At 58.7% G+C, this 23,601-nt stretch carries 21 protein-coding genes; 6 read left to right on the plus strand and 15 right to left on the minus strand.

Annotated elements, in window-relative coordinates:
- Position 1: 1 nt before the first annotated feature.
- The 5 genes from ACR3EP_RS20910 to ACR3EP_RS20930 form a co-directional block, all read right to left on the minus strand.
- Positions 2-475: a hypothetical protein gene (locus tag ACR3EP_RS20910; RefSeq protein WP_480639302.1), complete on the minus strand. Its 474-nt coding sequence runs from the start codon at positions 473-475 to the stop codon at positions 2-4.
- 10 nt (positions 476-485) lie between these two features.
- Entirely contained in the window at positions 486-743 is a 258-nt protein-coding gene (locus ACR3EP_RS20915) for a hypothetical protein (RefSeq protein WP_170349923.1), read from the minus strand.
- Between the two features lie 145 nt (positions 744-888).
- Positions 889-1,560: a D-lyxose/D-mannose family sugar isomerase gene (locus tag ACR3EP_RS20920; RefSeq protein WP_480639303.1), complete on the minus strand. Its 672-nt coding sequence runs from the start codon at positions 1,558-1,560 to the stop codon at positions 889-891.
- A 17-nt stretch (positions 1,561-1,577) separates the two neighbouring features.
- Entirely contained in the window at positions 1,578-2,504 is a 927-nt protein-coding gene (locus tag ACR3EP_RS20925; protein ID WP_480639304.1) for a carbohydrate kinase family protein, read from the minus strand.
- Positions 2,505-2,542: 38 nt separating this feature from the next.
- Entirely contained in the window at positions 2,543-4,633 is a 2,091-nt protein-coding gene (locus ACR3EP_RS20930; protein WP_480639305.1) for a family 1 glycosylhydrolase, read from the minus strand.
- A gap of 206 nt (positions 4,634-4,839) precedes the next feature.
- Between ACR3EP_RS20930 and ACR3EP_RS20935 the strand changes: the two genes are divergently transcribed.
- The 6 genes from ACR3EP_RS20935 (at position 4,840) to ACR3EP_RS20960 (ending at position 12,276) form a co-directional block, all read left to right on the plus strand.
- The gene (locus ACR3EP_RS20935; RefSeq protein WP_480639306.1) at positions 4,840-5,592 is read left to right on the plus strand and encodes a sugar phosphate isomerase/epimerase family protein; all 753 of its coding nucleotides are present in this window, start codon (positions 4,840-4,842) and stop codon (positions 5,590-5,592) included.
- Positions 5,592-6,638, plus strand: coding sequence for a LacI family DNA-binding transcriptional regulator (locus tag ACR3EP_RS20940; RefSeq protein WP_480639307.1), 1,047 nt, complete (start codon positions 5,592-5,594; stop codon positions 6,636-6,638). Before ACR3EP_RS20935 ends, ACR3EP_RS20940 begins: the two co-directional genes overlap by 1 nt.
- Positions 6,639-6,660: 22 nt before the next feature.
- Entirely contained in the window at positions 6,661-7,410 is a 750-nt protein-coding gene (locus ACR3EP_RS20945; protein ID WP_170349916.1) for a basic amino acid ABC transporter substrate-binding protein, read from the plus strand.
- A gap of 65 nt (positions 7,411-7,475) precedes the next feature.
- Positions 7,476-9,119, plus strand: coding sequence for an amino acid ABC transporter permease (locus ACR3EP_RS20950; protein ID WP_480639308.1), 1,644 nt, complete (start codon positions 7,476-7,478; stop codon positions 9,117-9,119).
- The gene (locus ACR3EP_RS20955; protein WP_480639309.1) at positions 9,116-11,080 is read left to right on the plus strand and encodes a beta-galactosidase; all 1,965 of its coding nucleotides are present in this window, start codon (positions 9,116-9,118) and stop codon (positions 11,078-11,080) included. The genes ACR3EP_RS20950 and ACR3EP_RS20955 overlap by 4 nt, the downstream gene beginning before the upstream one ends.
- Positions 11,081-11,151: 71 nt before the next feature.
- Positions 11,152-12,276, plus strand: a complete 1,125-nt coding sequence (locus ACR3EP_RS20960) for an ABC transporter substrate-binding protein (protein ID WP_480639310.1) — start codon at positions 11,152-11,154, stop codon at positions 12,274-12,276.
- 3 nt (positions 12,277-12,279) lie between these two features.
- Here ACR3EP_RS20960 and ACR3EP_RS20965 read toward each other — a convergent pair whose 3' ends face one another.
- The 10 genes from ACR3EP_RS20965 to ACR3EP_RS21010 form a co-directional block, all read right to left on the minus strand.
- Positions 12,280-14,199, minus strand: a complete 1,920-nt coding sequence (locus ACR3EP_RS20965) for a beta-galactosidase (protein ID WP_480639311.1) — start codon at positions 14,197-14,199, stop codon at positions 12,280-12,282.
- Entirely contained in the window at positions 14,196-15,056 is an 861-nt protein-coding gene (locus ACR3EP_RS20970) for an SMP-30/gluconolactonase/LRE family protein (protein WP_170349911.1), read from the minus strand. Before ACR3EP_RS20970 ends, ACR3EP_RS20965 begins: the two co-directional genes overlap by 4 nt.
- Positions 15,053-15,658 carry a 2-dehydro-3-deoxy-6-phosphogalactonate aldolase gene (locus ACR3EP_RS20975; protein WP_170349910.1) on the minus strand — a complete coding sequence of 202 codons (606 nt, stop codon included), beginning with the start codon at positions 15,656-15,658 and terminating at the stop codon, positions 15,053-15,055. Before ACR3EP_RS20975 ends, ACR3EP_RS20970 begins: the two co-directional genes overlap by 4 nt.
- Positions 15,655-16,548, minus strand: coding sequence for a 2-dehydro-3-deoxygalactonokinase (locus ACR3EP_RS20980; protein WP_480639312.1), 894 nt, complete (start codon positions 16,546-16,548; stop codon positions 15,655-15,657). The genes ACR3EP_RS20975 and ACR3EP_RS20980 overlap by 4 nt, the downstream gene beginning before the upstream one ends.
- A gap of 4 nt (positions 16,549-16,552) precedes the next feature.
- A complete protein-coding gene (locus ACR3EP_RS20985) occupies positions 16,553-17,320 on the minus strand; it encodes an SDR family NAD(P)-dependent oxidoreductase (protein ID WP_170349908.1) in 768 nt (255 codons plus the stop codon).
- Positions 17,320-19,029 carry an IlvD/Edd family dehydratase gene (locus ACR3EP_RS20990; protein WP_480639313.1) on the minus strand — a complete coding sequence of 570 codons (1,710 nt, stop codon included), beginning with the start codon at positions 19,027-19,029 and terminating at the stop codon, positions 17,320-17,322. Before ACR3EP_RS20990 ends, ACR3EP_RS20985 begins: the two co-directional genes overlap by 1 nt.
- Before the next feature lie 24 nt (positions 19,030-19,053).
- A complete protein-coding gene (gene melA / locus ACR3EP_RS20995; RefSeq protein ID WP_480639314.1) occupies positions 19,054-20,394 on the minus strand; it encodes an alpha-galactosidase in 1,341 nt (446 codons plus the stop codon).
- Between the two features lie 21 nt (positions 20,395-20,415).
- Complete coding sequence (locus ACR3EP_RS21000) at positions 20,416-21,264, minus strand: carbohydrate ABC transporter permease (protein WP_170349905.1); 849 nt, start codon at positions 21,262-21,264, stop codon at positions 20,416-20,418.
- A gap of 1 nt (position 21,265) precedes the next feature.
- Positions 21,266-22,189, minus strand: coding sequence for a carbohydrate ABC transporter permease (locus ACR3EP_RS21005; RefSeq protein ID WP_170361733.1), 924 nt, complete (start codon positions 22,187-22,189; stop codon positions 21,266-21,268).
- A gap of 97 nt (positions 22,190-22,286) precedes the next feature.
- The gene (locus ACR3EP_RS21010; protein WP_170361732.1) at positions 22,287-23,546 is read right to left on the minus strand and encodes an ABC transporter substrate-binding protein; all 1,260 of its coding nucleotides are present in this window, start codon (positions 23,544-23,546) and stop codon (positions 22,287-22,289) included.
- Between the last annotated feature and the right edge of the window lie 55 nt (positions 23,547-23,601).

Consider the following 23,601-nt stretch of genomic DNA (forward strand, 5'->3'; position numbering starts at 1 on the left):
GCTATTGCTCGGGATTGTCTTTGCGACGCTTGGCGTATTTGATCAGCGTACTCAGAATGGCGCTGATAACATCGGGTGTCAGGGCACCCAGCGGGTCGCGCCGGATGCCTGTCACGGTGTTACGTGCGTCGGACAGAGTGTCTTTGATCTCGGTCTCGATATCTAACAGTGCCATATCGCGCAATTCGACCGCGGCTGTCGTATCTGCCTGCGCGTTCTGCGTGTTGGCCATCAGCACCAGGATCACACCCAGCAACAGGTTGGCCCCAGCCATGATCAGCGCGGCCAGCGGTTTGGACAGGGTTGCGGACAACCAGAAAAAACCGGCCACGTTCAGCATGATGACAGCCAGCCCCACGGCCAGCCCCGCCGCAGCGTAAAAGCCGGTACGCCGTGCGGCCACAGCAACGTGGCGTTGGGCAATCAACCGTTCGGCGCGCAGAATGATCGAGATATTGCGGGAAATGCGGCTCATTTTCAGGCTCCTACCGGGATCGGCCTAGCAGATAGCCAAGCGTAAAAATGCCAAGCGCAAACAGGATCGGTCTTTTGTGCGGCAGATCCTCCAACTCGGTCAGGGCTTCTTCAAGCTGTCCGGTCCAGTTGTCGATGTTCTCGGCAATCCTGTCGGCCACAGTATCGTGTGGTTCCGGCCTTTGTGCCTGTTCACGGGTCGCAGTTTGCTCGGCCAGTTGGCGGCGCAGATCGGCAACTTGCGCTTCAAGCTCGGCTTTCGTGACCATTGGACCGGCCCCCTAACAGTTGTTGCGCTAACAGGTCGGGGTTGGAACCCCCACCCACGGTTTCGCAGCCCATGTTAATGCGTTTTTCCGGTTTAAGAAAAGCGACTTATCATTTTGCGGGTCAGGTCAGCCTGAAAACTGCGTATCAAGAGTAGTAATCCGCGACCAACAGGAAATCCGGCGCGACGTCTTCTTCGATGGTTGCAAAGCGCGGGATCGGGTCTTCGAACACGTTGTCGGTTCGGTCGTCATTGACGGTCGAGACCTCGCCAATCAGGCAATCACCTTTTTCGGCCCAGAAGGCGTGCCATATGCCGGGCATCAGAGTGACGCTTTCGCCGGGTTTCAGGCGAAGCAACTCACCGGGCCGAATTGTGACGGGGCAACCGTCGCTGGGCACAACAACAGGATTTTCACGGTCGATATCGCCTTGCGGGTCCGAGGCATAGATCTCCATCACCAGATCACCACCGCCGCGGTTTATGATGTCTTCGGCTTTCACAATGTGGCGGTGCATTGGCGACAGCTGTTTGTCCCGCGATACCAGCAGCTTTTCGGCATAAAGCATGCCCCGACCGCTGTTCAGATCACCCACATCGCCGTTTCGCAAGGTGAACAGGAACAGGCCCAGCTCATCAAAGCGACCCTGCCCGTAATCGGTGATGTCCCAACCCAGCCCGCGTTCGCGAATGCCTGCGGCTTTGTCACTGCGCATTTGGTCAGGCGACCAATTGGCAAAGGGGGGCAGGACCGCACCGAAGGAACGGATAAAGGCATCGGCCTCGGTTTTGATGGTGTTGATGTCAGAACGTTTCATTTAGATCTCTTTGGGGTTCAAAGCTCGTGCGCCCAGGGAGGGTTGGCCCCGGCGCGGGAAACGGTGATGGCTGCAACCTCTGCGCCTTTGGCCAATGCGGCGCGCAGGTTTTCGGTACTCAGGGTGCGTAGCGCGGTTTTGGTCAGTTGCCCGCCGCGCTCCAGCTCGGCCAGCACACCAGCGTTGAACGTGTCACCTGCACCGACGGTATCGACAACCTGAACCGGTCGGACGGGGACTGAGGTTTCGGACCCGTCCGCCAGATAGCCTGACGCGCCGTCACCGCCACGCGTTACAATAACCACGGCAGGCCCGGCTTGCAGCAACAGCGGCACTTTCTCAGTGATGCTTTCCGGGCCGGGAATGATCCAATCCAGATCCTCGTCCGAGACCTTTACGATATCCGCCTGTGCGATCATCCGGTTCAGACGGGTGCGATACCGGGTTTGATCCTTGATGAAATCGGGCCGGATATTGGGATCAATCATCACCGCCCGATCCGCCCCTTGCCGGTCCAACAATGCGGCATAAGCGTCGGCGCAGGGTTCGCACGCCAGGCTGATTCCGCCGAAATACAGCGCCGAAATAGCGGGGAGCTGATCCGGCATATCCTCGGGCATCAGCATGCGACCCGCCGAGTTTTCGTCGATAAAGCTGTAAGAGGCGTGCCCGTCCTTCAACTGCACAAAGGCCAGCGTCGTGGGGCGATCTGATCGGATCACATGGCTTGCATCCACATGGCTGGTCTTCAGGGCTTCGGCCAATTGCTCTCCGAACATATCTGAAGACAGGCCAGTCAGCAGTCCAACCGGCGACCCCAGCCGCCCCAAGGCAATGGCAGTGTTAAAGACCGCGCCCCCGGAATGGGGCACAAAGCCTTCACCGCCCGAAATGGTCGGGGTGGCGATCATGTCGATCAGAGCTTCACCGCAGCACAGGATCATGCCGGGTCCTTTCTGTATTGTGGGATCAGGCGATCATATTAATGCGCGAGCGCACTTTTACAGAAATTGTTAGCGCCAACAATGCCAAATTCGTCCTGTTCCGAAACATACAGGCTCATTGATCGCCGCAATTCGCTGAACCGCCCGCCCGCGTTGAACGCATCGCGGAAGGCTTCCTTGAAGAGCCAGCGGTTTTTCTCGGCCACACCGCCCACAAGGAACACACCGCCCACAGGCATCAGCACGACGGCAAGATCACCCATCACTGCGCCCAGATGGGTGGTGAACATATGCGCCGTTTTTTCGGCGATCAGGTCTGTCTGCGTACGCGCGTCATCAAGAATGTCCTTGGCGCTGCGCATTGGCGTGTCGGCCTGTCCGGCGGCCATACCGGCCGCACGGTACAGGATCGGCAGACCTGTGCCGCTAAGGAACATTTCCGCCTCAAGGACCAAAGTTTCATCAAAGAAACAATCCGGCGCGATGTGCCGGGCGGCTTTGAAAATCTCGACCTCATCCACATGGCGCGGTGACAGGCCGATATGGCCGCCTTCACCAGATGCGGTGTGATATCGGCCTTCAGAGTAGAGCAACGCCCCAACCCCAAGACCTGTGCCGGGACCGACTACCAACCGGGTGCCAGGGGGTGGGGTCGCGGCGCCTTGCAACACCTCGACATCATCGCCTGTGATTTCGGCCACCGACCAAGCAGCGGCGGTAAAGTCGTTGATGACAAAGGTATGCTGCGCGCCCGTGGCCTTGCCGATATCACCCTCGGACAGGTCGAGCTTTGCATTCGTCAGGCGGATCGTCCCGTTCTTCACAGGCCCGGCCCCGGCGGCCACCACGGCGCGTGGATCGGTGCCGATCTCATCGCGCAGGGTGTGAAAGGCGTTAAGCAATTCTGGCAGGGTGCCGGTTGGGTATTTGCGCAGATCGGTCAGCTTTCCGTCAGCGATCACGCCCAAGCGCGTATTGGTTCCGCCGATATCCGCGACCAAGTTCCAATGCGCGCGCATGGCACCAGGTGGTTGAGCCAGAGGCAATGACACCGCGCCACCAGACAGGACGGGTTTAAGGATGTTATACGACACCTTCGGTTTGCTTTCTGGCGCACTAGAGACTGTGTCGACCACGTCTTTCGGTTCAGCGTCGTAAGGGGCCCAATTGCCCCGGTCCAGCACAGACCGGATAAACACCCCCTTCACCGGAACACCCTGTTTCAGCGCGTCCTGTACTGCCGATAGGTGTTGGGTAAGATCGTTACCCCACCCATCCCCGTGCGAAGTTTCGCGGCCAGCCATACCGGTGACAAGGATCGGCCTGTCTTGGGTGTAGTCGTGCTGAAAACGGCTCAGGTCCACAGCAGATGGCCAATGCGTGTCAAAGGTCAGACCGCACCAATCAACGCCAGTTCCAATGGTTTCCATGTCGCCCTGCCAGCTTGACGGCAGATGACGCTCCAGCGATTCAAGCGCCATTGTAGGGTAGGTCTTGTTGAAAACACCAGCCGGACAGAACCGATTGAGGATGTCACCAAGCAAATCGGTGGCGGGGTCCTTGGACGGTTCCGCGCGTGTTTGATCGAACACAACCCCAAGATTGGTCATGCCCAACCCTCGCATCGCCTCGATGGCACACCCATGGGCCAACAGCATGTGGTGCATTGCCCGCGCGGTGGCGCGGGTATTTCCGGTGTCGAGTATCTGGTTAGCGAAATTGTGTAATCTGCCGATGCCAGCCGGGATGCTGATCGGTGCAACGCTGTACATACGGTCGCCGACACGCCCCATGATGATTTCGGTGAAATCCGCAAAATAATCGGCGATGGCGCGGTTTCGCCATCCGCCCAGATCCGCCAGCGCTGCAGGCAATTCGCCGTGATTCAGTGTTGCGCACGGTCGAAGGCCACGCGCCAACAGCGCGTCCGTCAGACGATCGTAAAAGTCCAGCCCGGTCTCGTTCATCGCCCCGCGCCCTTCGGGCAGAACGCGGGCCCAATTGATTGAAAATTGATAACAGTCAAACCCGGCTTCGTGTACCAGATCGAATTCCTGTTCGATCTGGTGCGCTGAGGTTGCCACGCCAAAGAGGAAATCCTTTGGGAAATCGGAGCGGGTGTAATTCATGGTCAAAACCTGTTTGCGCCGGTTGGGCCGCCACCTAACAGGTCGGCCCGATGCATTCTAGATGTTAGCGATATCATGGATGGATTAGTGTGTTTTGTCAGCACTTCTGGCGAAATACCAGCCCCTTTGGGCCGAATCTTGACAAAAGGGGTGTTGCTGCTTCAACGTTATTGAAACGTTTCAATCGAAAGACATCCAGTAAGCAGATGCGTATAGCGGCACAGCTTTATACCGTCAGGCAGCTCGGGGATCTGGCTGCGCAGTTGGATCTGATCCACGCCTGCGGTTTTGCGGATGTTGAAACGGTTGGATTTCACGATCTGTCCCCTAAACACATGGCGTTGCAAGTTGCGCAGTCGGGCCTGACCGTCCGTTCGGCGCATTTCGATTGGGAGGAATTCGAAACCCGGTTTGACGATATTCTGACCCTGCTTGATCTTTTGAACTGCCCGGTTGCCGTGATGCCATGGCTGGCGCCACAGGCCCGCCCCGGCACGGTCGCGGGATGGCAGGATGTAGCAGACCAACTCTCTGCCTGGGCGGCGCGATTGGCGGGCCAGGGGGTTCGACTGGCTTATCACAACCATGATTTTGACCTGGTTGGCCCTGTTGGAGAAACGCCTTTGGACCTGATCTTGGCGCATGACACGCTGCATTGGCAGCCCGATATAGGATGGTTGGCCGTCTCGGTGCCGGAACCGGCCGCGGTGTTGCAGCGGTACGCGGGGCGGATCGTATCAGTACACGCCAAGGATGCAGAACCGGCTTCGGGGCAGGGTGATGATCGCTGGCGCAATCTGGGGCAGGGTGTGGTCGATTGGCCCCGGCTGTTGCGCATTCTGAATAACAGCCCCTGCAGCGATCTGTTTGTCGAACACGATGAAACGCCTGACCACGCCGAGACCTTGCGGACGGGGCGAAAGTTTCTGATGGGACAGATGTCTTCGGAGGTCGGATAATGGCGCGCGCAACGATCAAGTCGATCGCCAAGGAGACGGGCTATTCCGTTGGCACCGTCTCGAACGCGCTGCGGGGGGCTGCGTCAGTTCGGGAAGAAACACGCCAAGAGATTCAGGCTGTAGCCACGCGTCTCGGGTACCGTGTCAATATGGACGGTTTGAAGCTGCGCACCAACAAATCCTACCGTATCGCGGTGCTGGTTAGCGTGTCACCTGGCGCAGCAGAGGAATGGGAAGGGGTAGAATTCACCCGCATTCTGGCCGGTATCTCGGCGTCCTTGCAGGGTTCGCGATACGAGATGTCTGTGTTCAACGTGGCTGACCTGTCGGATGCCATGGCCGTTCTGGAGCGGATTGTTCAGGACGGTTTGGCCGATGGTGTCATCTTTTCGGGCACATTGCAGGGCGACCCGCGCATCGCTTTTCTACAGCAACATAGCTTTCCGTTCGTGACTATGGGCATGAGCGACAGCGAGTCACCCCATGCCTATGTCGATTTCGACAGTCAGGCGGCTGCGTTTGACGCAACCGCGCGGTTGGTGGGGTTGGGGCATCGGCGTATTGCACTGGTAAACCCCCCGACCGAACTGATCTATGCAGCACAACGTCAAACCGGATACGAACAGGCGTTGGCCAATAGTGGCCTTGCGCCTGACCCAGCGCTGATTTTCAATGGCCCCACAACCGCTCGTACTGGGCAGTTGTGTTTTGAGGCTCTGATGCAGCTAAGCAACCGACCCACGGCCTGTATCTGCGCGAATGAGGCAATGACACTAGGCGTTTTGTCCGCAGCCCATGCTGCGGGTGTGCAGATTGGCCGGGAAATGGTGGTGATTTCCACCGATGATCTGCAACTCAGTCGATACTTCGTACCCCCGCCCAGCACCTATTATGTGCCCATCGAAGAAACCAGCCGTCTTCTGGGCGAATACATGTTGAGAGCTTTGGACGGGGCCGGCCCGTCCGAGATCCAGAAAAAGATCAGGGCCACGCTGATCGAGCGCCAACCTGACACCCCAGCGCCGCATAAGGCGCCCACCACGTAAACCAACTCAGGAGGACTTGAAGGTGTTTAAAAATCTACTGGCCGCAGCGGTCGTGACCGCGATAGCAGCCCCCGCAGTTTTTGCTGCCGACCTTGACGGGCGCGTTCTGAAAATCGGAACCGACGCCACCTATCCGCCGATGGAAACTGTCGATGAGACGACCGGTCAGATCGTGGGTTTCGATGTGGATGTGATGAATGCGATCTGCGAACGGGTCAATTGCGTCCCGAATTTCGTCAACACCGCATGGGACGGCATCTTTGCCGCGCTTCAGCAGGGTGAGTTCGATCTGGTGATCTCGGGCGTCTCAATCACGCCGGAACGCGAAGAGACGATGGATTTTTCAGAACCCTACATTGTGGTCAGTCAGGCCATTCTGCTCCAGGTCGACAATGCGGACATGACGCTTGAGGATTTCAAAGCCGGTGGTCAGAAGCTGGCGGCGCAGACCGGTACCACCAACGCGCAATTGGCCGAGGATCTAGTAGGGCGCGAAAATGTCAGCCTGTATGACAACTTCTCGGCCGCGATCCTGGCACTGCAAAATGCGGATGTGCAGGGTGTGATCATCGACGGCACTTCGGCCGCCGCATACGAGCAGGAGTTCGCGGGTGAGCTGACCGTGGGCATCACCGGCCTGCAATCCGACCCGCTGGGTATCGTGTTTCAGGAAGGCGACGCAACGGTCGACGCCATCAACGAAGGGCTGGCAGCGATCAAGGCCGACGGCACGCTGGACAAGTTGGTCGGCAAATACTGGGGCACCGAATAAACCTGTCCGATCCGAAACGGCCCGGTGCCGATGGCAACCGGGCCGCCTGTTTGCAGTGAGGTCCCATGAAGCGTCTAAGCTCGATCCGCCCGAGCAATCTTGTTCTGCTCGCCGCGGCCCCGTTCATTATCTACCTGTTCGCTACCTCTTCAAAATACCTGCGCTCTTTGATCGCAATTCTCGGGATCGGGAATAATGCCGGCCCGATTTTTGTCGGGTTCCTGCTGGTTCTTGCGGTGGCCATTCTGGGATATCTCTGCGCCCGAAACGCGCGGTTTCAGACGGCGCCGGGTTGGGTGCGTATCTCGGCATGGGCGGCCTTGCCCGCAGCGTTGGCGCTGGCAGTCTTGGTCTTCGTCGCGCCGCAGGTGCTGATGCCATTTGCCGAGTCCGTCTTCTTTCATGCGCTCAACGAAAATACTTCGACCTTGATCGACCGCTCCGCGCAGACTTGGGTACTTTTTCCAGACGTTGTTGATCAGGTTCAGACAGGTCTTCAGGTGTTACTGCTAATCTATGCGCTTGTGGTTGCAGGTATTTTGCTGTCGGGCCGGTTGCCCGTCAGGGCGCAGGGACTTGCTCAGCTTGGGTTTGAAATCCTGACCGGGGCCGCGCTGTTCTATCTGATGTTTATGGCCCATTGGCAATTTGCAACCGGAGTGGCGATCACGTTTCGCGCCGCCATTTTTGCTTATATCTTCGCCGCCATTCTGGGGTTGATCTGGGTCGGGCTGCAATCGTTCAAACCCAAGGCGCGCACGACTGTTGTCTATGGCTGCATCAGCCTGACTTTGCTGGGTGTATCGGCGTTTTTCTTCATGCAGCCACAGGTCAAATACGAACTGATAGGTACGCTGGATGCGCGCATCGCCATTGTGCGCGGCACCCCGCAGGCGCAGGCCGACATCATCAGGTTTGGTGAATTCGACGGGGGCGAAGACCAACAATACCGCATCCGTAGCGCCCCAAACGCTGCCAGCGCGGTGGAACAGATCGAAACCGTCGACAGCGTGTCGGGCGCCTTTGTCCCGGTCGGTGCCAACACCAAGGGCTATCCGGTGATCTGGCAGACGCAATTCCTGCCGGATCAGTACCGCAACCCAGCGCTGGCTTTTGCCGTGTTTGGTTTTCTATTGCTGACGCTGACGGTGGGCGGTGCGCAGCACAAGCTGCATCCGCTGGCCGTAGGGGCCGAGTTCTTCGTGGACACGATCCGTGGCATTCCGATGCTAGTGATCATCCTCTATATCGGTCTGCCTTTGGCTGGGGCGGTCAAAGATGCCACGGGTGGCGGTATCGATATGACCAATATGACTCGCGGGATCATCGCGATCTCGGTCGGCTATTCCGCTTATATGGCCGAGATTTTCCGATCCGGGATCGAGGCCATCCCACGGGGTCAGATCGAGGCTGGTGGCTCGCTGGGTCTTTCGCGCTGGCAAACTGCGCGGCTGATCATCCTGCCGCAGGCGCTGCGCATCGTCACGCCGCCCTTGGGCAATGAGTTCATTGCGATGATCAAGGATACCTCACTGCTGTCGATCCTGTCAGTCCGCGATATGACCCAGCGGATGCGCGAATTTCAGGCCGCCAGTTTTCTGCCCTTTGCGCCGTTTAATACAGCCGCAATCCTCTATGTGGTGATCACGTTGGGCTGCGCCAGCTTCCTCAAATGGATCGAACGCCGCACGGCAAGGGAAGATCGATGAGCAGGTTGGAACTTGGGGTATGCTATTACCCCGAACAATGGGACCGGTCGCTCTGGTGTGAAGACGCGCAGCGAATGGTCGAGATGGGACTGGATTGGGTGCGCATCGCCGAATTCACTTGGGGCCTGATTGAACCGGAGCGCGGCGTTTTCCACTGGGATTGGCTGGATGAGGTGATCGACATTCTGGGCGAGGCAGGCCTGCGCGTGATGATGTCCACGCCCACCGCCGCCCCGCCGAAATGGCTGATCGACGAACATCCGGAAATTCTGCCAGTTGGGCCGGACGGGCGCGTGCGAAGGTTTGGATCGCGGCGGCACTATTGCTTTTCCAGCGATTTCTATCTGGCCGAAGCCCGCCGGATTGCCACCGAATATGCCCGTCGTTATGGCCAGAACCCCTATGTTCACGCTTGGCAGATCGACAATGAATATAACGATCACGACACGGTGCTTAGCTATTCGGATGCGGCGCGGGTCGGATTCCAGCGGTGGCTGGCGGATAGGTACGGGTCGATCGCGATACTGAATGAAATTTGGGGGACCGTGTTCTGGGGATCTGCCTATTCCAGCTTTGACCAGATCGAATTGCCCAACGGGCTGGTGGCCAGCCCCAACCCAACCCATGCACTGGATTTTGCGCGATACTCCTCGGACCGGGTGCGGCTTTTCAACCGCGCGCAGGTGGATGTGCTGCGTCAATACGCGCCGGGTCGGGACATCACCCATAATTTCATGGCGGGCAGTTTTGAGTTCGATCACCATGCCGTTGCCGCCGATCTGGATATTGTTGGCTTCGACAGTTACCCCTTAGGAAATCTGTTGGGCTCGACCCTGTCTGACGACGAAAAGCACCGCTATTTGCGGACTGGCGCGCCGGATTATCAGGGGTTTCACTGCGATCTGTATCGCTCTCAAGGCAAGGGGCGGATGTGGGTGTTGGAGCAGCAACCCGGCCCGGTGGACTGGGCCGAGAAAAACCCCTCACCCGCGGACGGGATGGTGCGACTGTGGACCTGGGCAGCCTATGCGCATGGCGCGCAGGCGGTGATGTTTTTTCGCTGGCGACAGGCTAAATTTGCGCAGGAACAGTATCACACAGCATTGTTGCGTTCGGACGGCAGCCCGGATCAGGCCGCCGTGGAATTGGCGCAGGTCGCGGCAGAGCGCGACTTGTTGCCCGCCGTGGTACGTGAGCGGGCGCAGGTGGCCATAATTCTGGATTACGAATCCATCTGGGCGGCGGATATCCTGCCGCATGACGATGCCTTCCCAAATGCTCAGGTCATCCGCGAATGGTATGCCGGGCTGTGCGCGCTTGGGGTCGATCTGGATTTTGTGGGGCCACAAGATGAGCTGAACGGGTATGCCCTGATTGTTGTCCCGCAAAGCATGATCGTTCCAAACGATCTGGCCAACAAACTGCGGGACAGTGGGGCGAAACTGCTGATCGGCGCGCGCGCGGGCAGCAAGACACCCGACATGCACACACCGCACAACCTTGCGCCCGGAGCGTTGGCTGAGCTTACCGGTGTGACGGTCTTGCGGGTGGAATCGCTACCAGAACTGGCGCAGGAATCGGTGCGCTTGCAGGACGGAACGACGTATGACTTCACCGGTTGGCGGGAAATCATCGACACCAGCGGAATGGTAACGGCAGAGTTTAGCAGCGCATACCGGGATGGCAGCCCGGCGATTGTACGCTCGGACCGAGCGATCTATCTGGCAATGATCCCACGCGGCCAATTGCTGCATGCCATACTTTCGGACGCGTTAAGCTGGGCGGGCCTTCCCGTCACGGATTGCGGACCGGATCTGCGGATCACACGTCGCGGAGGATTGAAATTTGCCTTCAATTTCGGGGCAGATGGGTTGTCATTACCGACTGACGAACCACATGCCTATTTGGTTGGGGGCACTGAAATCCCACCCTATGGGGTTTCAATCTGGCGGGACACGTGATCTTGCCAGTCCACATTCCTGTTGGCAGCAAGTAGAAGGCTGCAAAACAACTCAATAGCAGGAGAATCAAAATGGCTGAACGGAAAACCCTTTCCAGACGCTCGATGCTGAAAGGCGCGGGCGCGGCTGTTTTGGCGGCTCCGCTTTACAGCAAAAGCGCGCTGGCCTCTTCGGGTGAGATCAACGTGGTGATGTGGTCGGATTACCTGCCGCCTGTGTTTCTGGAAGGGTTCGAAGCGGAAACGGGGATCAGGGTCAATCATATCGGGATCGGATCGAACGAAGAAATCCTCAACATGATGACTGCGTCGAATGGCCAGGGGTTTGACCTTGTCGCGCCTACCAACATGCGGTCTTTGCAATGGGCGCCGCTGGACCTGCTGCAACCGTTTGATCTGGATAAGGTGAATCTGGACGCGGTTAACCCTTCCATGGTCAGAATTGGGACCGACGCTTGGAATTTCAACAAAAGCGGAGCGCACTGGCTGCCGCATATCTGGGGGACTGAGGGCATAGCCTACCGTACCGATCTGTGGTCGCCCGAAGGTGCGGCCCCGTCCTATGGTGATGTTTGGGCAGAGGAAAATGCTGGCATGACCATGGGTCGTGCGCATTCGATGATGCTGTGTGCGGGTCTGTATTTGGAACGCTTGGGTGAGATGGAGCCCGAGTCCGTCTGGGATGCCTATGACGACGAAGACACCATGCGCAGGGTCTGGGACCAGATCACGGACTGGTGCATTGAACGCAGGGATCGGATCAAGCTGATTTGGAACGATGCTGAAACTCAGAAATACGGCTTGCTTAATGGCGGCGTGGTTGTGGGGCAAACATGGGACGGGCCGCCGCTGGCTTTGAAATCAGCAGGGGAACCGGTGAGTTATCAGGCTCCGATCGAAGGAGCGATGGCGTGGGTGGATGGTCTTGCAATGCCGGTCGGTGCGAAAAACATCGAACAGGTCTATGCGTTCATCAACTATTTGTACCGACCTGAGCCAGCCGGAGCTGCCGCTGCAGTGAACGGATATAACACAGCCGTACTAGGCGCCGAGGATTTCGCGGGCGATGAGTTCAGAAAGAACTTTGCCGAGGCCTATCCGGGCGACGCGTTGGCCAGCCTCAACCCGTGGCTGGCCGAAGCTCCGTGGTATGCCAAAGCACGGGCCGAGTTTGTCGAGAAATTTTTAAACGCCTGAGCATTACCCCTGTGCGGCTGGACCTTTTGGTAGGATGACGACGTCACACGCTGCGATTTCGTGCCCGTTCCAAAGGACGGGTGCGGCGGTGTAGTTGATCAGAAATATATACTGCACGGTTTCCCGTCGGCGCAGGCCCTCGGGCATTGCATGCAAGGTCAGGTCGACCGTTTGGGCGGCCATCGAGATGACCCTGTCCCAAAGAGCCTCATCCGGGAAACCCGCAAGGTACCAAAGACCGTTTTCGCCTTTTAGGGCAGATGTGCCATCAACAAAAGTCAAAAGGTCTGGGGCATCTCCGGAGAGGCGGTCAACCCAGTGTTGCGCCGCGCCACCTCCGTTAACATCACGCTGCACGTTAGGGGACAGGGTTTCCACAAGATCAACTTCGCAATCCAGCCCGGACAGGCCCGGGCGGCCTGAGGTTGGGATTTGGAAATCGCGAGTGATCGCGCCTGTACGGGGGCCAAGGATGGCCAGATCACAACCCTCAGTCAGGCGGGTTTCCAGATCGTCATCCAGCGTGGCCATACCGGGGGCGAGGATCAGTTTGTAGCCGGTCTTGGGCGTTTCCGAGGCCGCAATGAAGTCCATCGAAAGCCCGGCCCGCCGCAGCGCGCGATAGGCTGAAAAAACCAGCCGGAAATAGTTGAAGCTGGCCCCTTGCGGTTGTGTCGCCCAGGCCCAGTCCGAGGCATAATCGAACACAATCGCCACGTCCGCCTGCGTTTGTGTCAGCGCGCCAAGCTCGGCCAGATCAACTGCGGTTTGACGAGCCTCGGCCATAGCCGGGGCGGGTTTGTTGTTCGGCGTCAAAAGGCCAGCGTGCATTTGTTCCTGCGCGAACGGAGCCTGCCGCCAGCGGAAATAGCTTACCACTTCGGCCCCATGCGCCACCGCCTCAAGCGACCACAGGCGCACCATGCCGGGCAGGGGGGCAGGGTTATAAGGAGCCCAGTTCACCGGGCCCGGTTGTTGTTCCATCACCCACCAGCGCCCGCGCCCAACGGCGCGATAAAGGTCGTGATGAAAGGCCTGCATATCCGGATCGCCCTGTTGCAGGAACGCGGCTTTATGGGCCTCGTCCGCCTCAAGCCGGTCTGAGAGAAACCCAATCGGATAGCTGTCCCATGTGGCGATATCCAGATCCGCACCGACTTTGAAATGATCGAAATCCAGAACCCGACCCATGTAATTATGCAACAGCGGCGCGTCGGTCAGTGGCCGCAACGCATCAACCTGCGCTTTGTTGAACATCACCACCTGATCCGAGCTGAACCGGCGGAAGGCCAGAACATGCGCGGGGTTGGGCTCGGTCACAGTGAGATTGGGCAGGCCGATCTGATCGAAACCTGCGTATTCCATCGACCAGAACACATTGCCCCAGGCGGCGTTCAGAGCGTCAACCGAGCCATATTGATCGGCCAGCCACCGCTGAAACTCTCGCAAGGCAGGCTGGCTGTAGCTGACGGTCGTGTCATGGCAGCCATATTCGTTGTCGATCTGCCAGGCGGCGACATGCGGGTTGCGCCCATACCGTTCGCCCATGAGCCGGACAATGCGGGCGCATTCGGCGATATATCCCTGATGACTAAAGCAATAGTGCCTGCGTGAACCGAATTTGCGCGGCTGCCCCTGAGCATCCACCGCCAGCATGTCAGGGTGTTTCTCAAGCATCCATCGGGGCGGCGTTGCTGTCGGCGTGCCCAGAACAACCTTAAGGCCCGCAGCCCCCAGCACCTCAATCGCTCGGTCCAACCAGTCGAATTGCAGATCACCCGGAGTTGGCTCCATCCGGCTCCAGGCAAACTCACCGATCCGCACCCAGCTCAGGCCGGTTTCGGCCATCTGCGCGGCGTCCGTGGCCCACATTTCTTCGGGCCAGTGTTCGGGATAGTAGCAAACACCAAGTTCGGGCTTCATAGAATGACTCTGTGTTCGGCCTGCCCAGTACCCGTGCTGGGGGCGGCAAAGGTCATACCGTTGGTAGGGTGTGCAGCAAGCGTGTCCTCGTCCAGCCCCTCGCGGGCAGTGGTGCAGTAGAGTGTGGTCAAGTCGTTGCCGCCAAATGCGGGGCATGACACATGGGTGGCTTCAAATGGGATGGCCGTCAGGAACTGTCCTGACGGTTTATAGGCTGCAACACGGCTTGCACCCCATTGCGCGATCCAGAGGTTGCCTTTCGCATCAACCACGGCGCCGTCGGGGTTCAAACCGTCGACGCGTAGGTCCAGGAATACCGTGCTGTCGCCCTTGGGCCAGCCGGTTTCGGAATTCAGCGGCCATTGAATGACCTGCTTGGTGGCCGTGTCCGTGTAATAGGCGCAAGACCGGTCCGGGGCGAAGCAGATCGCGTTCGAGATCGTGACATCGTTCACCAGTTGCCGAAGTTCCCCCCGCCAATACCGATAAATCGCGCCTGCACCGGGTTCGGCGGTTTTACCCATCGTCCCGATCCAGAACCCACCCCAAGGATCCGCACGCCCGTCATTTGAGCGCGTGACCGGATTGTCCGCCTCAAGTGGGGCGATCAGGTCTTTCTGGTCGTTTTGCAGGTTGAACCGCCACAGGCCCGTTTCAGAGGCTATCAACAGCCTATCCCGGTCTACCCAGCCCGCGGCCGAGACATGTTCGTCGAACTGCCAATTGCGCTGCGCTTCGCCGTCCCGTGTCATCAGACGTTTGCCCAGGATGTCAAACCAGAACAGCTGTTGCCGTTCCGGGTGCCACAACGGCCCTTCGCCCAGTTCACAGGCGCGGTTGTCGTAGACGATGCTCATCCAGCGGCCTTGTCGTAGGCGGTGACGATTTGGGTCGCCCGCTCTGCGACTTCCGAGGCGGTCATGCCGGGTTTGAACAGCGCCGATCCGATGCCGAACCCATCAGCGCTTGCCTTGATCCACAGGTCGAAATTCTCGGGGCCTGCCCCGCCGACGGCATAAACCTGCGTGCCTGTAGGTAGCACCGCACGTAAGGCCGCCAACCCTGTTGGTCCTGCCAGCGCTCCGGGGAACAGTTTCAACCCTGATGCCCCTGCTTGGAGCGCGGCGAAAGCTTCGGTCGGGGTAAAAATACCCGGCCAGCTTTCCAGTCCCAGCCGATGTGTGTGCGAGATCACCTCGGGGTCGCAATTCGGTGAGACGATCAGACGACCGCCGACCTCTGATACCATGTCGACCTGCTGGGACGTCAAAACCGTGCCTGCCCCGATCAAAGCACGATCACTGAACTCATTGGCCAGAACGGCGATCGAGGCCAGCGGATCGGGTGAATTCAGCGGCACTTCGATCTTGTCGATGCCAGCGTCGATCAGCGCCCGTCCAACGTCGGTTGCGTCCGAGGGGGCTATTCCGCGCAAAATGGCGATGATGGGTCGGCTCATGCGGTTTGCCTCGTGAGGTTGCGGGCCTGTTGCAGACCGGCCAGGGTACATTTCGTGCTGTTGGCGGTTTCTACAAACGCGCCCTGTTGTTGTAGCGCCTTGGCATAAACTTCCGACAGGCTCTCGGCCCCGATGATTGCCAATTGCTGACCCAACCAATAGGGGCGGGTGGCCGCCAATTCCGCGCCGATCAGATAACCTGACAGCCGTGCCCGGATAACGCCGCCATCCTGCCCTTGCAGCAGATCAGCGGCCCGCAGGCCAAACAGACGCGCCGCCAGTTGTTCAGGTTTCGACAACGCATCGGCAGTGGCCTCGGCAAAGGCGGCATCCTCCCAGCCCTCGCCGATCGAATGTTTTAGCACCGATTGCCCGCCCAGCAGATCGAACATCTCGCCCGTCATGAAGGTGCGAAAGCTGACAACCTCTCCGGCGCTGACCTGCACCCATTTCGTATGGGTCCCGGGCAGGCAAATCACCCCGTCCCAGTTTTGATGAGTGGCCAGAAAACCAGCGATCTGGGTTTCTTCGCCGCGCATGACGTCCGGCGGGGCCGTTTGTTTTAATCCGGGCACCACAAAGGCGCGAATTCGGGGATCTGTATTCGGCACGCGGAAGGGGGCAACCGGTGTCGGTTCACACGGAACCGCCGAATACGGGGCCTCGACCCAGCCCTGGCGCGCGCCGACCATTCCACAGGCCACCACATCAATCGGAGCAGTGCTCAGCCAACCTTCGATCAGTTCGAACAGCGCGGCTTGGAACCCGCCTTTGTCCACCCGCGCCATGCCTTTGACCGACTGCGCCTGATCCAGCACCGCATCACCCTGCATCGCCCAAGCCCGCAGATGCGAGGTTCCCCAATCGACTGCAATCCATTCCGTATTCATGGCTTTACCCCGTTACGACAACGCCGCCATCGACGGCCATGCATTGCCCGGTCATCGCGCGGCTGGCGTTTGAGGCCAGAAACAAGGTCGGAGCGACCATATCCTCGGGCGTCAGGTGTTCTTTCAGGCATTGACGGTCCAAATGCGCGGCCAGATCTTCGGGCGTGGCCCACATGTCCAGCTGTTTCTGCGTCAGAACCCAGCCCGGAGCCAGCGCATTCACGCGGATGTTCTGCGGCCCAAGCTCGCGCGCCAAGGATCGCGTCATCCCGGTGATCCCGGCATTTGAGGTGGTGTAGATCGGATAGCCTGCATTGCCCATCATATAGCTGATAGAACTGAAATTGATGATTGCTCCACCCTTGCCCTGCATCTGGCGCGCGGCCTCCTGACAGGCAAAGAAATAAGCCTTGAGGTTCACCTCGATCATCCAGTCCCAGAATTCGGTGGTGGTTTCGTCCAGCGAATGGCGTTTGTCATTGGCGGCGTTGTTGATCAGCACGTTCAGCGGGCCATGCGCCTCGGCGGCTTTTTGCATGGTGACGTGAAGCAGCTCGGTGTCGGTCATGTCGCCTTGCATGAACAGGGGCGCGCGGCCGTGTTTGTCGCGCATTTCCTCGACAAACCCACTGGCGTCGGACCGGCCGATGAAGGCGACATTGGCGCCCTGCGCAAGAAACCCATCGGTCAGCGCCGCGCCAACCCCCGAGCCACCGCCGGTGATATAGACCGAAGCCCCGTTGAGATCGTGGAAAGTGGCTGGTTGATCCATCAGTGGCTCTCTCTGGTCACAAGGCGGGTGTCTTTGCCGACAAGAAAATCAAGGTCCGCGCCCTGATCGGCCTGCAGCACGTGGTCGATATAGAGTTTCGCATAACCGCGTGTGTAATGCGGGTCATCCGGTTGCCACGTGGCGCGACGGGCGTCCAGTTCCTTTTGATCGACCAACAGTTCCAGCTCACCCTTGCTGGCGGAAACCCGGATGCGGTCACCGGTTTTGACCAGTGCCAGCGTGCCGCCTGCCTGCGCTTCGGGGCTGACATGCAGGATGACGGTGCCATAGGCGGTGCCGGACATGCGCGCGTCCGAGATACGGATCATGTCGCGCACACCTTCCTTCACCAGCTTGGCCGGGATCGGCATGTTGCCGACCTCGGGCATCCCCGGATAGCCCTTGGGGCCGCAGCCCTTGAGCACCAGAATGGTCTCGGGTGTCACCGGCAGGTCGTCGCGGTCGATATTGGCCTTGAGATCTTCGATGTTCTCAAAGACATAGACTTCGGCCTCGGTCTCCAACAGCGCGTCCGTCGCGGCCGAGGGTTTCACGATGGCGCCGTTCGGGGCCAGATTGCCGCGCAGCACGCGCAGGCCCGCGGCGGGTTTCACCGGATCGTCAAAGGGGCGGATGACGTCGCGGTTAAAACATTCAGCCCCTTCATAATGGGCCGAGATATCCTTGTTCAAAACCGTTTTCGCGGGCCGCAGGAAGGGTTTCAGCTCGGACAGAACGACGGGAACGCCGCCTGCGTAACAGAAATCCTCCATCAGGTATTTGCCCGAGGGCATGCAGTTCACCAAAAGGGGAATATCTGAACCGATTTCGAAATCTTTCAGGGCCAGATCGACTTCGACGCGGCCTGCCAATGCCAGCAAATGAACTACCGCATTTGTCGATCCACCCACGGCGGCGTTGGCCAGGATGGCGTTTTCAAAGGCTTCCTTGGTCAGAATATCTGAAGGTTTGAGGTCTTCGTCCACCATCTCGACAATGCGTTTGCCGGTCAGATGCGCCAAGGCCATGCGACGCGCATCCACCGCCGGAAGGGCGGCGTTCGTGGGAAGGCTCATGCCCATCGCCTCGACCAGCGACGCCATTGTGCTGGCCGTGCCCATGGTCATGCAAACGCCCGCACTGCGCGACATACCGGATTCCGCACTCATGAAATCCTGCAGCGTCATTTCACCCGCGCGTACGGCTTCAGAGAACTTCCAGACGTCTGTGCCTGACCCGATATCCTGTCCGCGGTATTTACCGTTCAGCATCGGGCCGGAACTGACCACAATAGACGGCAGATCAACCGAGGCCGCACCCATCAATTGACCCGGTGTGGTTTTGTCGCAACCTCCCAACAGGACAACGCCGTCGATACCATAGGCGCGGATCGATTCCTCAACATCCATCGCCAACAGATTGCGAAACAGCATGGCGGTGGGTTTCATTTGCGTCTCGCCCAGCGACATGACCGGGAATTCGACCGGAAAACCTCCGGCCTCCCACACGCCGCGTTTGACCCCTTCGGCCAGATCGCGCAGGCCCGAGTTGCAGGGCGTTAGTTCCGACCATGTGTTGCAGATCCCGATGATGGGGCGCCCGTCAAACGCGTGGTCTGGAAAACCCTGGTTCTTCATCCACGAGCGGTGGATGAACCCATCTTTGTCCAGCTTGCCATACCAGTGCTGTGATCGGCGTTTCTTAGTCATTTGTTCTGCCTTCTATTCTTGGGGTCAGGCGGCTTTTGCGGGTTTGCACCAGTCCGGTAGCCAATCGGCATGGGCGATGAGAAGATCATCAACCATGTTGCGGATTTGGCGCAGGTCCAGTTCGGCGGCAGTGTGCGGGTCCATCATGGCGGCGTGATATATGTATTCGGGGTTCCGGTCGACCAGCGCACGCACCGTTAGCTCCTGCACGTTGATCTGACTGCGCATCAGCGCGATCAACTGCGGTGGGATGTCCGCGACCACCGAGGGCTGCACACCGTTGCTGTCCACCAAGCACGGGGTTTCAACCGCAGCCCCCAAGGGCAATTGCGGAATTTGGCCTGTGTTGGGCAGGTTGCCATAGGCCACGTAGGGCGTGTCGGTGACGATGGCGTTCATCAGATCGGCAGCAAATTCATGGCTGCGGGTAACCTTAATATTGCGCCCGTCGGTCAGGGTCTGGGCCTGTTCTTTCCAACTGGCCACCTGTTCCACGCAGCGGGTGGGGTATTCGTCCAGCGGGATCGAAAACTGCTCGATCAGGTCCGACCGCCCATCCTTGATGAACCACGGCACGTATTCCGCCAGATGCTCGGAACTTTCGGTGCAGAAATAGCCCAGATGGTCCATCACCTCATACCGGACCTTGTTGGGGCAGCGTGGCATCAACAGCGGGGCCTTGGGTATTTGACCGCTTGCGTATCCCTGCCGCAATGCGGGGTAGAGATCGCGCCCCTGGTGTTCCAACCTTAGAAAGAAGGCGACGTGATTTACGCCAGCGACCTTATAGCGAAACTCGTCCTTAGACAGGTCCAGATCATGGGCCAGCTCTTCGATTGTGTTCTGGACCGAGTGGCAGAGGCCAACATGCTTCACCGCTGGAAATTGCTCGGCCAGCGCCCAAGTGTTGATCGCCATTGGGTTGACGTATTGCAACAGGGTTGCATTCGGGCACAACTGCATCATGTCTCGCGCCACATCCCACAGAACAGGAACCGTGCGCAGGCCGCGCATGATGCCCCCAATGCCCAGCGTATCAGCTATGGTTTGTCGCAGACCGTACTGCTTGGGAATTTCAAAATCGGTGACTGTGCAGGGTTCATAGCCGCCAATCTGGAAGGCGGTGATCACGAAATCCGCCCCGTCCAGCGCCGCGCGGCGGTCATTATGGGTGGATACGGTCGCACCCGATCCGACCGAGCGGATCATCGCACGGGCGACCGCCTCGCTTTCAGCCAGGCGCTCGGCGTCGATATCCATCAATGCAAAGTGGCTGTCGGCCAGCGCAGGGGTCAGCAGGGCATCGCCCACGATGTTCTGCATGAAAATCGTGGAACCCGCACCAATAAAGGTGATCTTGGTCATAAGGCGAACTCCGGTTCGAAGCTATTTGACGGCACCGAGGGTCAGGCCCGCGATGAAGTGTTTCTGCATCAGGAAGAACATGGCCACCGGCGGCAAGGCTGCCACGATGGAGCCGGCGCTCATCAACTGATAGGCGGCGCGGAATTGCGCGTTAAAGCTGGTGATGCCTGCGGTAACAGGTTGGCTTTCGGCCCCTTGGGTCAGGACAACGGCCCAGAAATAATCGTTCCAGATGAAGGTGAAGATCAGCACACTGAGCGCGGCGATGGCTGGTTTCATCAGTGGCAGGACCACATACCAGAAGATACGCCATTCGCTGATACCTTCGACCCGGGCAGCTTCGATCAGCTCAAACGGAAGGGCGCGGATGAAGTTGCGCATGAACAAGGTGCAGAACCCAGTCTGGAAGGCGATGTGGAACAGGACGAGCCCGGTTTTGGTGTTGTAGAGACCTAGCTGCAGCGTCAGGTCGCGGACCGGAACCATCAGAATTTGAAACGGCACGAAATTGCCTGCCACGAACATGAAGAATATCCAGATGTTCGATTTGAACTTGTAGATCCCCAGCGCGAACCCGGTCATCGTGCTGAGCGCGACACACCCGACCACCGTCGGGATGGTGATCAGGAATGAGTTCAGCAGATACCGTGGCATGTCCGAGTTAAAGAACACCTGCCCGTAGTTGAACGCACCCTCAAAGCTGGACGGCATGCCCCAATAGTTCGCGTTGGTGAAGTCCGCAGCCGGTTTGACGGAGAACAGGGCGACCGCCAACAACGGCCCCAGCCACAACAGCAAGGCTAGTGGCAGCATAGCCTGATAGCTGATTTGCGCCGCGCGGGATTGTTTTTCGATAGGTTTGGGAAACATCTCAGTGCCCCTTTTCTTCGCGATACATCGACCACAGGAAGTAGGCGATGAAGCAGAGCATGATCAGGAACAGGATCACAGCGATGGCGGCACCATATCCCATACGGAAGCCGTATTCGGACAGCGCGACCTCGAACATGTAATAGGCCAGCACGCGGGATGATCCGAACGGGCCGCCCTGGGTCATGATTGAAATCAGATCGAAGCTGCGCAGCGCGCCGATGATGGTCACAACAAAGGCGATGAACGTGGCAGGGCGCAGTTGCGGCAGGATGATGTGCCATAACATCCGCAGGCCCTTGGCGCCGTCCAGACGCCCGGCCTCGATCTGTTCGGGGTCCACGGCGTTCAGGCCGGTCAGGTACAGGATCATGCAATAGGCCGTTTGCGGCCACAGACCGGCAAAGATGATGCCATAGGTGACAAAGCGCTCATCCCCTAGCACGTTCAGCGGCTCGATGCCGAACAGGCCGAGGAATTCATTGAGCAGGCCGAAGGTCGGGTCATAGAACCACGTAAAAACGAGGCCGACGACGACCTGAGAAATAACGAAGGGGAAGAAAAACAGTGATTTGTACAGGCGGATGCCCCAGACCGTCTGGTTCAAGAGCAGCGCGATGAACAGGCCCGCCGGGATCGCGGCCAGATAGAGAACCAGCCAGATCAGGTTGTTTTTCAACGAGGTATAGAATGCATCCCGGTCAACCCATTCCCAATAGAGGTCTTCATAGTTGCGAAAGCCCACATATTCAGCCGCCCCAAGTCCATCCCATTCATAGAGGGACAGGTTAAAGGACTGGAACACCGGGATGATCACATAAACCATGAAGAACAGCAGGCCCGGGGCCAGAAACAGCCAGGGCGCAATGCGTTGTTGGTTTCTGTGGAACCAGCTTTCCTGTTCTGGGACGTCGACGGCTGACATGAGCAAACTCGGGTTTTAGGTATGTTGAGTAAGACGGGTTGCCACCCGTCTTACGCAGGATGAGGTGCAGGCCGGGCTTTCGCCCGACCCGACCGGTTCAGTTGTCGTAGATGCGCTGACGTGCGCGTTCCAGTTTGGCCAGAATGCGGTCGGCATTGTCCGGCTTGACCATGAATTCCTGAAACCCTTCCATTGACACTTTGGCCATTTCGGCAGGTGCGTCACGATCCCAGAACTGCGCCACGCCACCGGGGCTGTTCGACGACAGCATCTCGAAACCCTGTAGCAGGAACTTGTCGTCATCCACGGTTGATTGCGCGTTCACTGGCAGTTGGCCGAGATTGGCGCCGTTGTTGATCTGGGACTGTTCGTCCGCGGATACAACGAAGCGCAGGAACTCACGTGCGGCTTCCTTGTTCGATGCGTTGGCCGGGATGTGGAACGTGTCGGTCGGCGCGTCCTCGGCCAGTTCAACGTCTGGGTTGATGGCAACGAACTGGTAGAAATCCAGTTGATCATCGGTCAGCCCGGCCTCGCGCAGCGGAGCGACGGCGAAGTTGCCCATCAGATACGCCGCGGCCTCGCCGTTGACCATGAAGGGTAGGGCCTCTTGCCAGCTATAGGTCTGGTGGTTGTCGATGAACGCACCCATGTCGATCAGCTGTTTCCAGTTGGCGAAGGTTTGCTTGACCCGGTCGTCTTCCCAGCTGATTTCGCCATTGGCAAGTTGGTTGTGGAAGTCGAAGCCGTTTGTGCGCATGTTCAGGTAGTCGAACCAGCCACCGGCAGTCCAAAGGAACTTGGTGCCGATGGTGTAACAGGCGCGACCGGAATCGACGATCTTCTGACAGTTGACCAGCTCTTCTTCCCAGGTGGTCGGCTCGGTCAGGCCCAGCTCATCAAAGATGTCTTTGCGGTAGTAAACGCCCCATTGATAGTAGGTATAGGGCACGCCCCATTGCTTACCATCAAGGGTCATCGCGCCTTTGGTCGAGGCGAGATTGTCTGCGATCTCGGGTTCGGCCCAAAGATCGGACACGTCTTCGAACAGGCCGGCCTCAACATAGGGCTTCATCCGGTTGGCTGCATACCATGTCGCAACGTCCGGTGTGTCCGCCGTAAGGAAGTTGCGGATCTGAGTCTTATACGCCTCGCGGTCGATCACGGTGGTTTCAATCTCGAGCCCCGGATGCTGTTGTGCGAACCGATCGATCATCGCTTCCATCGTCGCGCGGGGCGCCGGGTTCGATGTGTCGAGGAAGATTCGCAGCTCGCCGGACAGTTCGGCTGCTACGGGCGCGGCAAGTGCCGCACTGGCCGCCAGCGCCACCGCAGTACGCTTGAACATGGAATGCATGGTTTCCTCCCTTAGCTTCCATTTTTAGTTTCAAATAATGAAACCGTGTTTTATA

Source organism: Ruegeria sp. BB10, from assembly GCF_056535725.1.